Raw genomic sequence first — 13,200 nt, 5'->3', positions numbered from 1 at the left:
GCGCTGCGACGAGGTGGACGCGGCGGCCGGCCGCGCGCACCAGCTTCGTCGCCCCCGCGTCCTCGGCGATCTCGGCGGCCAGCGCCCGGATGCCGCCCTGCGCCTCGAGGAACGGGCGATGCCAGAGCATGCTCTTGCCCTGCGCGAAGCCGAGCCCCACCGCCTCGCCGGCATATTGCCAGCGCGCCTGAAGGGTGTTGAGGAAGGCGCACTCGACCGCGGCCCAGATCCCGTCCGGCCGCGCGCCGATCGGCGTCGAGCAGACGAGGCCGGTGTCGGCGCGCCACGCCGCCTGCATCCGCTGCAGGTAGTCCGCCGGCATCAGCACGTTCGAGTCGGCGATGACGATCCAATCGTGTCGCGCCGCCTCCCAGCCCCGCACGCAGTTGTTGAGCTTCGGGTTGTCGCTGATGCGCTCGTCGCCGATCAGGATGCGGGCCGGAACCTGCGGATGTGCCGCGACCAGGCGGCGGACCAGCGGCAGCACCGGATCGGCGGCATCGGCGACGCAGAACAGGATCTCGTAGGCCGGGTGGTCGAGCGCGAAGCCGCGGGCGAGGGTCTCTTCGCTGAAGGTCTCGAGGCCGCAGACCGGGCGCACCAGGGAGATCGGTGCGCCGGCGGGGAACGTGGTCTCGCCGGGCGAACGGCCGATCCGCCGACCCGCCACGATCAGGCTCGCGAGGTGGACGATCGTCAGGAGCGCGCACGGCGCGAGGGCGAGCGCGGTGCCGTCGAGGGCCGGTAAGGTGCTGGCGAGACCCATGCGGCACGCATCTCCGAACCGGCCTGTCCCGCGGCGTGCGGCCGCGCCGGCGGACTGCCCCTAACAGGGTGCGCATTTCAGCCGTATGACAGCCTCGGGCGCACCCAGGGGAGCGAAGCTTTGGCCGAAGGCGGAACCGTCGCGATCCTCGGAGCCGGCATGGCGGGCGGCGCCGCCGCCCAACGCCTCGCCCAAGCCGGCATCGCCGTCCGCATCTTCGACAAGGGCCGCGGCATCGGCGGGCGCATGGCGACGCGGCGCACCGGGACGGGCCAGCGCTTCGACCACGGCGCGCAGTTCTTCCGCGCCAAGGGCGACGCGTTCCGCGCGCAGTGCGCAACCTGGATCGCGTCCGGCGTTGCTGCGCCCTGGGGCGAGGACGGCCGCACCGTCGGCCTGCCCGGCATGCCGGCGCCGGTCCGGGCCCTGCTCGACGGCTTTCCGGTCTCGCTCGAGACCACGATCATCCGCATCGCGCGCTCGGAGGCCGGCTGGATGCTGACGGATGCGGACGGCGTCGCCAGCGGTCCGTTCGCCGCCGTCGGCCTGACCTTTCCGGCGCCGCAGGTCGTGGCGTTGATTGCGGCGAGCGGTCTCGTCCTGCCCGGGCCGGAGCGGGCGACCTACGCGCCGTGCTGGTCGCTGCTCCTCGACCTCGACGAGCACCCCGGCTTCTCGAAGGCGCATCTGGCGTTCGCGGACGGTCCGATCGCGCTGATCGTGCGCGAGGAGACCAAGCCCGGACGCGCGGCCGGTCACGCCCTGGTGGCGCATGCCGCGCCGGACTGGTCCCGCACGCATCTGGAGGATCCGCGCGAGGCGGTCCGGGCCGCGCTGATCGGCGCGCTCGAAGCCCGTCTTGGCCGGGCGGTCCGCCCGGCCTACGCCGCCGTCCATCGCTGGCGCTACGCCATGGTCGAGACGGCGCTCGGCGAGCCCTGCCTCTATGATCCGGCGCAGCGGCTGGGCGCGGCCGGCGATTGGTGCCTCGGCCCGCGGATCGAGGCGGCCTTCGACAGCGGCCGGGCGCTGGGCGAGCGCATCGTCGCGGACCTGAAGGGCGCGCGGTGATCCCGCCGATCGTGTTCCACCCGGCCTACGAGGCGAGCCTGCCGGCCGGGCACCGGTTCCCGATGCGCAAGTACGGACGGCTCGCCGAAGTCCTGACGGAGCGCGGGCTGGCGCCGCGCGGGTTCGTGACGCCGGAGCCGGCCTCGCCCGAGCTGCTGCGGTTCGCCCACGATGCGGCTTACGTCGAGGCCGTCCTCGCTCTTTCGGTCCCGCGGGCGATCGAGCGGGCGATCGGCCTGCCGGTGGACGCGAGCGTTGTCCGCCGCTCGCGCGCTTCGGTCGGCGGCACGCTGCTCGCGGCGCGCCTCGCCCTCGCGCAGGGTCTCGCCGGAAGCGCCGCAGGCGGGAGCCATCATGCCCGGCGCGAGCAGGGGGCGGGGTTCTGCGTCTTCAACGACGTCGCGGTCGTCGCCCGCGCCCTGCAGGCCGAGGGTGCGATCCGGCGGGCGCTCGTGGTCGATTGCGACGTGCACCAGGGCGACGGCACCGCCGACTGCCTCGCGCGCTCGCCGGACCTCTTCACCCTCTCGATCCACTGCGAGAAGAACTACCCGACCGCCAAGATCGCCGGCGACCTCGACATCGGCCTGCCCGACGGGCTCGACGATGCCGGCTACCTCGCCGTGCTCGATGCGCGGCTTCCGCCCCTCCTCGACGCGCTGGCGCCCGACCTCGTGTTCTACAATGCCGGCGTCGACCCGCATCGCGACGACCGCCTCGGCCGGCTCGCGCTCAGCGACGACGGGCTGCTTGCCCGCGACCGCTTCGTCGTCGGGCAGGCGCGCGCCCGCGGCATCCCGCTCGTCGCGGTGATCGGCGGCGGCTACACGCACGATGTCGACGCGCTCGCGGGCCGCCACGCCCTGGTGTTCCAGGCGCTGGCGGCCAACGCCCTCTACTGATCCGCGGGCAGCGCCCGCGCCTGGGTCTCGAGGGCGTCGAACAGGCAATTCAGCGCCGCGCCGTCGAGGCGGTGGAAGTCGAGCGAGCGGCTCAGCATCAGGCCGAGGATCGAGAAGGTCAGCGCCGCACCCTGGCCCGCGCGCCCCTCGATCGCGCCCATCGCCGCGAGCTGCTCGGCCAGGAAGTCGGAGAAGGCCGCCACGGCCTCGGGGTTGTCGGCCGACGCGATCAGCAGGGCATCCGGAAACCCGCATTCCTCGGCGTACATCTCGCGGGCATGGGCGATCACCGCCAGCGGCAGCGCGGCGGGCCCTCGCGGGCCGGCGGCGAGGCAGGCGGCGATGCCGGCGCGAAGCCGGCCGACCTTGCGGACCGCCAGCGCGGTCACGAGCGCATCCTTCGAGGCGTAGTGGTGCAGCACGCCGCCCTTGCTCAGCCCGGCTTCCACCGCGACGGCGTCGATCGTCAGCGTGCGGCTGCCGGAGCGCCGCAGCAGGGCTTCGGCCGCGTCGAGGATCACCTCGGCCCGATCCTGTCGCCGGCTACGCGTCTTCGCCGTCCCGTCGTCCATCGACACCACCCGTAAAAACCGTCTGGACGGTCGGTAGGATAGCGGATAAGTTCCGGCCGCGATAGATCGAGTCGAGACCATGCACGCCGTGAACCGAGGTTTTTCCATCGTCCTCGCGTCGACGATGCTGGCGGCGACCGCCGTCCGTGCCGATCCGGTGCCGCTGATGGCGCAGACCCTGGTGCGCACGGTGATCGCGGCGGAAAGCCCGATCGCCGGCGACGTCGTCTTCACCGGCGACGTCCAGGCGCAGGGGCAGACCAGCGTCTCGTTCCGCACCGCCGGCAAGATCGAGACCCGCCTCGTCGAGGTCGGCGACCATGTCGCGGCCGATCAGGTCCTGGCCCGGCTCGACCCGCGCGAGCAACGCTCGAACCTCGCCAACGCGCAGGCGGCGCTCGCCTCGGCCGAGGCGCTGTCGACCCAGGCCAAGCTCGGGTTCAAGCGCCAGGAAGCGCTGATGGCGAGCGGCTACACCACGCGGCCCTCCTACGACAACGCCGAGCAGCAGCTGCGCACGACCCAGGCCGCGGTCGATTCGGCCAAGGCGGCCCTCGGCACGGCGCAGGAGCAGCTGTCCTACACCGAGCTGAGGTCGGGCGTGGCCGGCATCGTGCTCAACCGCTCCCTGGAGACCGGGCAGGTGGTGCAGGCCGGTCAGTCGGTGCTGACGCTGGCGCAGGACGGGCCGCGCGATGCGGTCTTCAACGTCTACGAGGCCTTGCTGGCGTCCCCTCCGCAATCCGGCACCGTCGACGTGACGCTCCAGGGCGACCCGTCGGTGACCGCCGTCGGCAGCGTCCGCGAGATTTCGCCCAGCGTCGATCCGGCCTCCGGCACCGTCCGCGTCAAGGTCGGCCTCAAGCAGACGCCGCCCGCGATGACCCTCGGCGCGGTGGTGATCGGCCGTGGCCGGTTCCAGAGCCACGCGGCGATCGTGCTGCCATGGTCGGCGCTCTACCGCTGGGAGGACAAGCCCGCGGTCTGGGTACGCGATCCCGCCGGCGGCACGGTGGCGCCCCGCATCGTGACGATCGACCGCTACGGCCCCGACAGCATCGCGCTGTCGAGCGGGGTCGCGTCGGGCGAGGAGGTCGTCATCGCCGGCATCCAGTTCCTTCGGCCCGGCCAGGCCGTGACGGTGGCCGAGCAGGTCGCGACGGGAGCGGCGAAGTGATGGTGTTCGAGCGTTTCTTTGCCGCCGCCTTTCCTTCCTCCTCCCGCGCAGGGGGGGGAGGGGGGCGGTTTCGGGCCCCTTCCATCCTCGTCGGAACGTCGCTGCTCGCGCTCGCCGCCTGCAAGCCCGCCGAGGAGGCGAAGGCGCCGCCGGTGCGGCCGGTCCTGTACGCCGTCGCCAAGCCGATCGCGTCGGTGCGGTTCGGGCCGTTCGCCGGCACGGTCGAGCCGCGCTACCAGTCGCAGCTCGGGTTCCAGATCGCCGGCCGGGTGGTCGCGCGCGACGTCACCGTCGGCGACCTCCTGAAGAAGGGGCAGCGGCTCGCCGCCCTCGACACCGTGGTGCCGCGCTTCGCGATGACCCGTGCCGAGGCCGACGTGGCGGATGCCAAGGCGCAATCCGAGAACGCCGCCGCCACCGAGGCGCGGACCCGGCGCCTGATGGAAGGCGGCAACGTCACCCAGGCGCAGCTCGACAGCACCGTCGCCAACCGCGACACCGCGCAGGCGCGGCTGACCCAGGCGCAGGCGAGCCTGGAAAAGGCCCGCGACCAGATGGGCTACACCGAGCTCCATGCCGACTTCGACGGCGTCGTCACGCAGCGCAACGCCGAGATCGGGCAGGACCTCACCGCCGGGCAGACGGTGGTGACCGTGGCGCGGCCCGAGGTGCGCGAGGCGGTGGTCGACATCCCCGACGACCTCGTCGCGGCCATGCCGAAGGACGGCCGCTTCACCGTGGCGCTGCAGAGCGCCCCCGAGATCACCGCCGTCGGCACCGTCCGCGAGACCGCGCCCTTCGCCGATGCGAGCACCCGCACTCGGCGTATCCGGATGTCGCTCGACAACCCGCCGCGCGCGTTCCGGCTCGGGGCGACGATCACCGTGTCGCTGGTGCGCAGGATCGCGCCGCGCTTCGTGCTGCCCGCCACCGCCATCCTCGGCGCCGACGGGCGCGATTCCGTGTGGATCGTCAACGCCGCCGGCGACGCGGCGAAGCGGTCCCCGGTCACGGTCTCGGACCGGAAGGGCGACTATGTCGGCGTCGCGAGCGGGCTGGTGGCGGGCGACCGCGTCGTCGTCGCCGGCGTCCACTCCCTCGCCGACGGCCAGACGATCCGCCTCGCGGATGCGCCCATCGTCGTTCCCGGCACGCAGGACTTCTGATCGTGGGTAGCTTCAACGCATCGGAATGGGCGCTCTCGCACCGCTCCTTCGTGTGGTTCCTCATGGCGATCTGCCTCGTGGCCGGCACGCTCGCCTATCGCGGGCTCGGCCGCGAGGAGGACCCGCCCTTCGCGATCAAGACGATGGTGGTTCAGGCGGTATGGCCGGGCGCTACCATCGGCGACACGCTCGAGCAGGTCACCGACCGGATCGAGAAGGAGCTGCAGCAGGTCGCGACCCTGGACTACGTCCGCAGCTACACCACGCCGGGCAACGCGACGGTGTTCGTGCAGCTGCGCGACACCACGAAGGCGTCCGAGATCCAGCCGTCGTTCTACCAGGTCCGCAAGCGCCTCGGCGACATCCAGGGCACCTTCCCGCAGGGGATGCAGGGGCCGTTCTTCAACGACGAGTTCGGCGACGTCTACGGCAACGTCTACGGCTTCACCGCCGACGGCCTGAGCCACCGCCAGCTGCGCGACTACGTCGAGGGCGTGCGCACCGAGATCCTGAAGGTGCCCAACATCGGCAAGACGCTGCTGCTCGGCACGCAGAAGGAGACGATCTTCCTCGACTTCTCGACGCGCAAGCTCGCCGGCTACGGCATCGACATCCAGTCGCTGATCAAGACGCTGCAGAGCCAGAACGCGATCTCGCCCTCGGGCGTCGTCCAGGCCGGGCCGGAGCGGGTCTCGGTGCGGGTGAGCGGGCAGTTCTCGTCCGAGACCTCGCTGGAGACCATCAACCTGCGGGTCAACGACCGCTTCTTCCGCCTGTCGGACGTCGCCGAGATCAGCCGCGGCTACGAGGACCCGCCGGCCGCCCTGTTCCGCGTCGACGGCAAGCCGGCGATCGGGCTGGCGATCGCCATGCGGCCGAACGCCAACCTGCTGCATTTCGGCGAGGACCTGAAGGCGCGCATGCGCCTGATCGAGGCGAAGCTGCCGATCGGCGTCGGCATCCACCTCGTCTCGGACCAGCCGCGGATCGTCGAGGAGGCGGTCGGCGGCTTCACCCAGGCGCTTCTCGAGGCGGTGGTGATCGTGCTTGCGGTGAGCTTCCTCAGCCTCGGCATCCGCGCCGGCCTCGTGGTCTCGATCTCGATCCCGCTGGTGCTCGCCATCGTCTTCGTCGTGATGCAGATCATGGGCGTCACCCTGCAGCGCATCTCGCTCGGTGCGCTGATCATCGCGCTGGGCCTGCTCGTCGACGACGCGATGATCACCGTCGAGATGATGGTCGCGCGGCTCGAGCTCGGCGATTCGCTGAAGAAGGCCGCGACCTTCGCCTACACCTCGACCGCCTTCCCAATGCTGACCGGCACCCTGGTGACGGTGGCCGGCTTCCTGCCGATCGGCTTCAACGGCTCGTCGGCCGGCGAGTACACCTACTCGCTGTTCGTGGTGATCGCCGCCTCGCTCCTGGTCTCGTGGGTGGTGGCCGTGCTGTTCGCGCCGCTGATCGGCGTGACGCTGCTGCCGAAGACCATGAAGAAGCACAGCCACGAGCCCGGCCGGATGGGGCGGCTGTTCCTGCGCGCGCTCGTCGCCGCGATGCGCTTCCGCTGGCTCACCGTCGCGGGCTGCGTCGCGCTGCTCGGCCTGTCGATGTACGGCATGACCTTCGTGCAGCAGCAGTTCTTCCCGGCCTCCGACCGCACCGAGATCCTGGTGGACTTCACCCTGCCGCAGAACGCGACGGTCACCGAGACGCAGGCCCAGATGGACCGGTTCGAGGCGACCCTGACGGGCGACCCCGACGTCGAGCGCTGGTCGTCCTATATCGGCCAGGGGGCGGTGCGCTTCTACCTGCCCCTCGACCAGCAACTCGCCAACAGCTTCTTCGGGCAGGTCGTCGTGGTGACGAAGTCGCTGGAGGCGCGCGACCGCCTGTTCCCCAAGCTCGAGGAGCGGGCGAAGCGCGACTTCGTCGGCACCGACGTGTTCGTGAACCCGCTCTCGCTCGGCCCCCCGGTCGGCCGGCCGATCCAGTACCGCTTGAGCGGGTCCGACCTCCAGGTGGTCCGCGCGAAGGCGCTCGCGCTCGCCGACATCGTTGCCAAGAGCCCGCATGTCGGCGTGCCGACCTTCGACTGGAACGAGCCCGGCAAGGTGCTGCGGGTCGAGATCCTGCAGGACAAGGCACGCCAGCTCGGCGTCACCAGCCAGGACATCGCCGGCATCCTCAACGGCGTCGTCGGCGGCACGGCGATCACGCAGGTGCGCGACTCGATCTACCTCGTCAGCGTGATCGGGCGGGCGCAGGCGGCGGAACGGACCTCGCTCGACACCCTGCAGAGCCTGCAGGTGACGCTCGCCAACGGCTCGGTGGTGCCGCTGCTCGCCTTCGCGCGGATCGCCTACGACCTGGAGCAGCCGATCGTCTGGCGCCGCGACCGGGTCGCGACGCTGACGGTGCGCGCCCCGATCATCGACGCGACGCAGCCGCCGACCATCGTGGCGGCGCTCGCCGCCGACATCGACGCGTTCGCCGCGGCCCTGCCGGAGGGTTACACGCTCGCCACCGGCGGCGCGGTCGAGGAGGCGGCCAAGGGCCAGGGCCCGATCGCCGCGGTGGTGCCGGTGATGCTGCTGACAATGGCGGTGTTCCTGATGATCCAGCTGCAGAGCGTGCAGAAGCTGTTCCTAGTGTCGAGCGTGGCCCCGCTCGGGCTCATCGGCGTCGTCGCGGCTCTGCTGCCCTCGGGCAAGCCGATGGGCTTCGTCGCGATCCTCGGCATCCTGGCGCTGATCGGCATCATCATCCGCAACGCGGTGATCCTGGTGAGCCAGATCGAGGAATGCGAGGCCGACGGCCTCGGGCCCTGGGACGCGGTGGTGGAGGCGACCCGCCACCGCATGCGCCCGATCCTGCTGACGGCCGCGGCGGCGAGCCTCGGCATGGTCCCGATCGCCCGCGAGGTGTTCTGGGGGCCGATGGCCTACGCGATGATCGGCGGCATCATCGCGGCGACCTTCCTGACGCTGTTCTTCCTGCCGGCGCTCTACGTCGGCTGGTACCGGATCCGGCCGCCGGCTCCGAGCCGCCCGGCCGCTACCGCGGCTTGATCGGCCGGCGCGGCGAGGTCGGCGGCGCGGTCTCGTCGGGGGCGACCGCCTCGGGCGGGATCGCCACCGGCTTCGAGAACGCACCGAGGTTGTCGACCAGCTTCGTCAGCAGGCGGATCGTCTCGGCGACCTCGTCCGCGCTGAGCGCGGCGAGGAAGTTGCGCTCGCGCTCCAGCGCCACGACGGTGATGCGGTTGTGCAGGTCGAGGCCGGCGGGTGACAGCGCCAGCAGGCGGCGGCGGGCGTCCTTCGCGTCGCCCTGGATCCGCACCAGGCCGCGGCTCTCCATCCAGGCGATGCTGCGGCTCACCACGGCCTTGTCGAGGGCCGACAGCTCGCAGATCCGGTGTGCGGTGATCCACGGCTCGGAGGCGAGCCGGTACATGATCCGCCAGTCGGTCAGGCCGACCCCGAAATGCTGCCGGTAGAAGATCGAGGCGTTGTTGGTCAGCGTGTTCGACAGGTGCGTCAGCAGTGCCGGCACGTAGACGTCGGGATCGACGATGGCGGGCTCGTCCCGGCTCACCGCGGGGGATTCCTGTGCGCCGGCGATCGATCCACCCATTGACCATGCCCAGCCGAGACGTGTTCCGCCCTGCATCCGCTCGCGCGTTGCCGGATCGTCCCGTTATCCGGAATACTTAGACCCGATCGCACCCGTTGCGCACCTGCCGGCTGGAAACTTGTCTCCGCCGACACAACCTTTTTGGCCGTGCGCGGATCCGATCAGGGCGGCGTTGGGTCGCACAGGGCCGGCGCGAGCGCGCCGAGCACGGGCCGGTAGGCCGCAAGGTGGAGCCCGTCACGCATCGTGCCGGGCTTGGCGAAGCCCGTCGCCCCGTCGCGGATCGCGGCGAAGGGATCGGCGAAGCGGCAGCCGAGCCGCGCGCACAGAAATTTGAGCCGATCCGAGTAATCCGCGACCGCGAGCGGGTCGAGGCGCCCGTCGAGCGCGCGACCGATCGGCGGCAGCGCCGTGACGACGAGGCGATCCGTGTTCGCCGTCAGCTGTTGGATGATCCGCGTCGCCGCCGCCTCGTAGCGCGCCGCCGCCGCGGCCTCGCGCGGGTGGTTCTTGGCCAGGATGTCGTTGGTGCCGATCGTCAGCACCGCCGCCCGCGGCCGGACCGGAAACCGCAGGGTCGCGACGAGGTCGGCGTAGACCGGCGCGCTGGCGCCGCTGACCCCGCCGTTCACGAGTTCCAGGCCGCAGGGCCGCTGTGCCGGCGTTTCCAACTCGGCGTGGGAATCGCCGGCCAGGAAGACGTAGTCGGCGGGCGCCTCGTCGAGATGGACCTGCACCGCGGTGAGGCGGCCCTGCGCGTAGGCGCGGACGTTGACCGGCGCGACCGCGAGCATCCGCCCCGTCCATCCCATCGCCACGACTCCCGCTCCGACGTCCGCTGCAGCATGCCCCGGATCGACGCGATCCGCACAGGGCGATCCGGCCACACCGGCGAAGCCGCGGTTGCCCAGTGGACTCGCACGGCGACGATGGTACAAACCTCCGGTACGTCTCCGTAGCTCAGCTGGACAGAGCGCAGGTTTCCTAAACGCAAATTGGGCGCCGCATCGGGAAACCGCGCGGCGGATCCGCTCAAATTCGGGGAACGCTTCCGGTCCCGGCGATCCAGGTCGCCGGAATCCTGCCGATCCCGAGCCAAGCCCGCGCAGTGCCATGCGCGGGAAGGTGTAGAGACTAGACGGGCGGCACCTAAGGGCGCCTTCGGGCGCCTAGGGCGAAGGGATAGTCCAGGCCACGAACGCGGGCACCCGCCCGCGGCGGCGAAAGCCGAAGTGGTATGAAACCTGGGGTCGCAGGTTCGAGCCCTGCCGGGGACGCCACGCATTCCACCTGATGCGACGCGGCCGATCGCGGGACGATCGGCCGGTCCGCGACGGACGTTGCCGACGCGTTGGATCGATCGCGGGGGCCCTGCACCAGGCCGGGTCACTAAGGCGGCGTGACGATCGTACCAGTGAAAACAACCGAGGCCGGGAACCAGTTGCATTCGCAACTGTTGCTGCCGGGATCGTCCAACCCTGGGTCGATCCCTTGGTAGGACGTGCCCCACCCGTGACCGCAGGCGTCGACAGATCGGAACTCCGGCAGATCATCGCCGGCCTGACCGAAGGGGTGATCCTCGTCGAGCCCGATCAGCGCATCGTCTGGGCGAACGAGGCCGCGCTCGCCATGCACGGGGCCGAGAGCCTCGCCGAGCTCGGCGCGACGGTGGACGAGTACCGGGCCCGGTTCTCCCTGCGCTACCGCAACAACCGCCCGCCGGACCAGTACCCGATCGAGCGGGTGGTGCGCGGCGAGACCTTCCACGACGTCATCGTCGACGTGCGCCGCACCGACCGGCCGGACGTCGACTTCGTCCATTCGCTCCGCAGCATCGTCGCGACCGACACGTCCGGGACGCCGAGCTGCCTCGCGCTGATCCTCCAGAACGTGACCCCGCAATTCGAGGCGGAGGAGCGGTTCGAGAAGACCTTCAACGCCAACCCGGCCCCGGCGGTGATCACCCGCCTGTCCGACCTGCGCCACGTCAAGGTCAACACCGGCTTCCTCGAGATGACCGGGTACACCCGCGACGCCGTGATCGGCCGCAGCGTCTACGAGGTCGACGTGCTCGCCGGCGCGCGCAGCCGCGACCTCGCGATCGCCCGCCTCAACGCCGGCACCACGGTCCCGCAGATGGAGGCCTGCCTCGGGCTGCCGGACGGCGGCACGCGGTTCGTGATCGTCGCCGGCCAGCCGATGGAGCTGGGCGACGAGCCGTGCATGCTGTTCACCTTCGCCGACCTCGAGCTGCGCAAGAAGGCCGAGACGGCGCTGCGCCAGAGCGAGGAGCGCTTCGCCAAGGCGTTCCAGCTCACGCCCGTGCCGACCATGCTGTGCCGGGCCGACGGCTTCGCGGTCACCGGCATCAACGAGGCCTTCACCCGGGTGTTCGGCTACGGCCAGGACAAGGTCGTCGGCCGCACGCCGGAGGAGATCGGTCTCTGGACCAAGGATGCGGCCCGTCAGCGCTTCGAATCCGCGGTGATCCGCACCGGCTCCGTCCTCGGGCTGGAGACCTGCCTGCACGCCCAGGAGGCCGGAGACCTCGATTGCCTCGTCTCCGCCGAGCGCGTCACCATCAACGACGAGGCGTTCGTGCTGGCGGTGCTGCAGGACATCACCGAGCGCAAGCGCTCCGAGCGCGACCTGTTCGTCGCGATCGAGGCGGTGATGGCCGACACCTCCTGGTTCAGCCGCGGCCTGATCGAGAAGCTCGCGAGCCTGCGCCACCCGGGCGAGGCGAGCGCCGAGGATCCGACCCTCAGCCTCACGGTGCGCGAGCGCCAGATGCTCGGTCTGGTCTGCGCCGGGCTGAGCGACGATGCCATCGCCAAGCGGCTGAACCTGTCGCGCAACACCGTCCGCAACCACACCGCCGCGCTCTACCGCAAGCTCGGCCTGCACAAGCGCTCGGAGGTGATCGTGTGGGCGCGCGAGCACGGCCTGCCGGCGACGATCCCGACATGAATAAATCAGAATACCAGTAGTTTTATACCATTGCCTGTTCGATGGGTGTCACCATCTCCGAAGGATAAAGGCAAGACCAACAAGAACAGGGGCAGCAACCCGCCGCATCGAACCGCAAGCGATCTGTGCGGATCGCGCCCTCAGCTCGATCGGGCAGCCGCCGGCGACCTGCGCGCCGCGGCCGAGATCGAAGCGAACAAGAGTTTTTTCGAAGTCCGACGCGACGTCCGGGTCCACGCGCATGCCGTAGCCCGGGCGACACGCCGCACACGTCTCCCACACCTCGAAGCAACAGGACGAGCATCATGGTCGATACGGATCGCGTCACGGGCGCAGCGAAAGAATTTGCGGGCAAGGCACAGGGCGCCGTCGGCGATCTCGTCGGATCGCGGAACGACTCGGTCGAGGGCCGCTTCCGCGAAGCCCAGGGGTCGGCCGAGAACCTCTACGGCCAGGCCAAGGACGCCGTCCGGCACGTCGCCGGCGAGGCCTCGGACTACGCCGAGGACGCCTACGAGAACAGCGGCCACTACCTCCGCCAGGGCCGTCGCGCCGTCAGCCACCAGGTCGAGGAAAGCCCCCTCGTCGCCCTGATGATCGCCGGAGCCGTCGGCTACGGCCTCGCCCTCCTCATCCATTCCCGCCGCTGACAGCCCTCGTCGTCGCGTCAAGTCTTTCGGAGCATACCGTGGCCACATCGTCCAACATTTCCGCCGCCCCCGTCGCGGCGAGCGCAGCCTCCACCGTCCACCTGCACCAGGCGTCCTGGGGCGCGATCTTCGCCGGCGCCGTCCTGGCGCTGGTGGTGCAGGTCATCCTGAACATGGTCGGCGTCGGCGTCGGCCTGTCCAGCGTCGGCTATCCCGCCGGTGACAACCCCGCCGCCTCGACCCTGTCGATGGGCGCCGGCGTCTGGTTCGTCGTGTCCGGCATCGTCGCGGCC

At 71.0% G+C, this 13,200-nt stretch carries 11 protein-coding genes and 1 pseudogene; 8 read left to right on the top strand and 4 right to left on the bottom strand.

Going from position 1 to position 13,200, the window contains the following annotated elements:
* The coding region (locus FV223_RS08890; RefSeq protein ID WP_147726501.1) for a ceramide glucosyltransferase at positions 1-766 on the bottom strand (766 nt) is incomplete at its 3' end.
* Between the two features lie 120 nt (positions 767-886).
* On the opposite strand from FV223_RS08890, the gene FV223_RS08885 reads away from it, so the two are divergent.
* Complete coding sequence (locus FV223_RS08885) at positions 887-1,837, top strand: NAD(P)-binding protein (protein WP_246686331.1); 951 nt, start codon at positions 887-889, stop codon at positions 1,835-1,837.
* Positions 1,837-2,739 (top strand): histone deacetylase, encoded by a 903-nt coding sequence (locus FV223_RS08880; protein ID WP_147726504.1) that lies wholly within the window; start codon positions 1,837-1,839, stop codon positions 2,737-2,739. Before FV223_RS08885 ends, FV223_RS08880 begins: the two co-directional genes overlap by 1 nt.
* On the opposite strand, the gene FV223_RS08875 is transcribed toward FV223_RS08880, so the two are convergent.
* Positions 2,733-3,311, bottom strand: coding sequence for a TetR/AcrR family transcriptional regulator (locus FV223_RS08875; protein ID WP_147726499.1), 579 nt, complete (start codon positions 3,309-3,311; stop codon positions 2,733-2,735). The genes FV223_RS08880 and FV223_RS08875 overlap by 7 nt on opposite strands.
* Positions 3,312-3,435: 124 nt before the next feature.
* Here FV223_RS08875 and FV223_RS08870 point away from each other — a divergent pair, with 124 nt between their 5' ends.
* From FV223_RS08870 to FV223_RS08860, 3 genes are all read left to right on the top strand, one after another.
* Positions 3,436-4,488: an efflux RND transporter periplasmic adaptor subunit gene (locus tag FV223_RS08870; protein WP_246686338.1), complete on the top strand. Its 1,053-nt coding sequence runs from the start codon at positions 3,436-3,438 to the stop codon at positions 4,486-4,488.
* 83 nt (positions 4,489-4,571) lie between these two features.
* Positions 4,572-5,654 carry an efflux RND transporter periplasmic adaptor subunit gene (locus tag FV223_RS08865; RefSeq protein WP_246689645.1) on the top strand — a complete coding sequence of 361 codons (1,083 nt, stop codon included), beginning with the start codon at positions 4,572-4,574 and terminating at the stop codon, positions 5,652-5,654.
* A 2-nt stretch (positions 5,655-5,656) separates the two neighbouring features.
* Positions 5,657-8,722: an efflux RND transporter permease subunit gene (locus FV223_RS08860; protein WP_147726493.1), complete on the top strand. Its 3,066-nt coding sequence runs from the start codon at positions 5,657-5,659 to the stop codon at positions 8,720-8,722.
* Here the strand turns inward: FV223_RS08860 and FV223_RS08855 are convergent.
* Both FV223_RS08855 and FV223_RS08850 read right to left on the bottom strand, forming a co-directional pair.
* Positions 8,709-9,248, bottom strand: coding sequence for a MarR family winged helix-turn-helix transcriptional regulator (locus tag FV223_RS08855; protein ID WP_210247503.1), 540 nt, complete (start codon positions 9,246-9,248; stop codon positions 8,709-8,711). The two genes, FV223_RS08860 and FV223_RS08855, sit on opposite strands and share 14 nt — an antisense overlap.
* A gap of 200 nt (positions 9,249-9,448) precedes the next feature.
* Complete coding sequence (locus tag FV223_RS08850; protein ID WP_147726503.1) at positions 9,449-10,099, bottom strand: SGNH/GDSL hydrolase family protein; 651 nt, start codon at positions 10,097-10,099, stop codon at positions 9,449-9,451.
* Positions 10,100-10,799: 700 nt separating this feature from the next.
* Here FV223_RS08850 and FV223_RS08845 point away from each other — a divergent pair.
* The 3 genes and pseudogenes from FV223_RS08845 to FV223_RS08835 all read left to right on the top strand — a co-directional run.
* Complete coding sequence (locus FV223_RS08845) at positions 10,800-12,257, top strand: PAS domain S-box protein (RefSeq protein WP_147726489.1); 1,458 nt, start codon at positions 10,800-10,802, stop codon at positions 12,255-12,257.
* 305 nt (positions 12,258-12,562) lie between these two features.
* The gene (locus tag FV223_RS08840; RefSeq protein ID WP_147726487.1) at positions 12,563-12,907 is read left to right on the top strand and encodes a CsbD family protein; all 345 of its coding nucleotides are present in this window, start codon (positions 12,563-12,565) and stop codon (positions 12,905-12,907) included.
* Between the two features lie 38 nt (positions 12,908-12,945).
* Positions 12,946-13,200: pseudogene (locus tag FV223_RS08835) on the top strand (PhnA-like protein); the annotation flags it as partial.

Source organism: Methylobacterium sp. WL116 (assembly GCF_008039455.1).
In the GTDB taxonomy this organism is placed as follows: domain Bacteria; phylum Pseudomonadota; class Alphaproteobacteria; order Rhizobiales; family Beijerinckiaceae; genus Methylobacterium.
The sequence above is the reverse complement of the archived record's forward strand: the minus strand, read 5'-3'. Positions and strand labels throughout refer to the sequence as shown.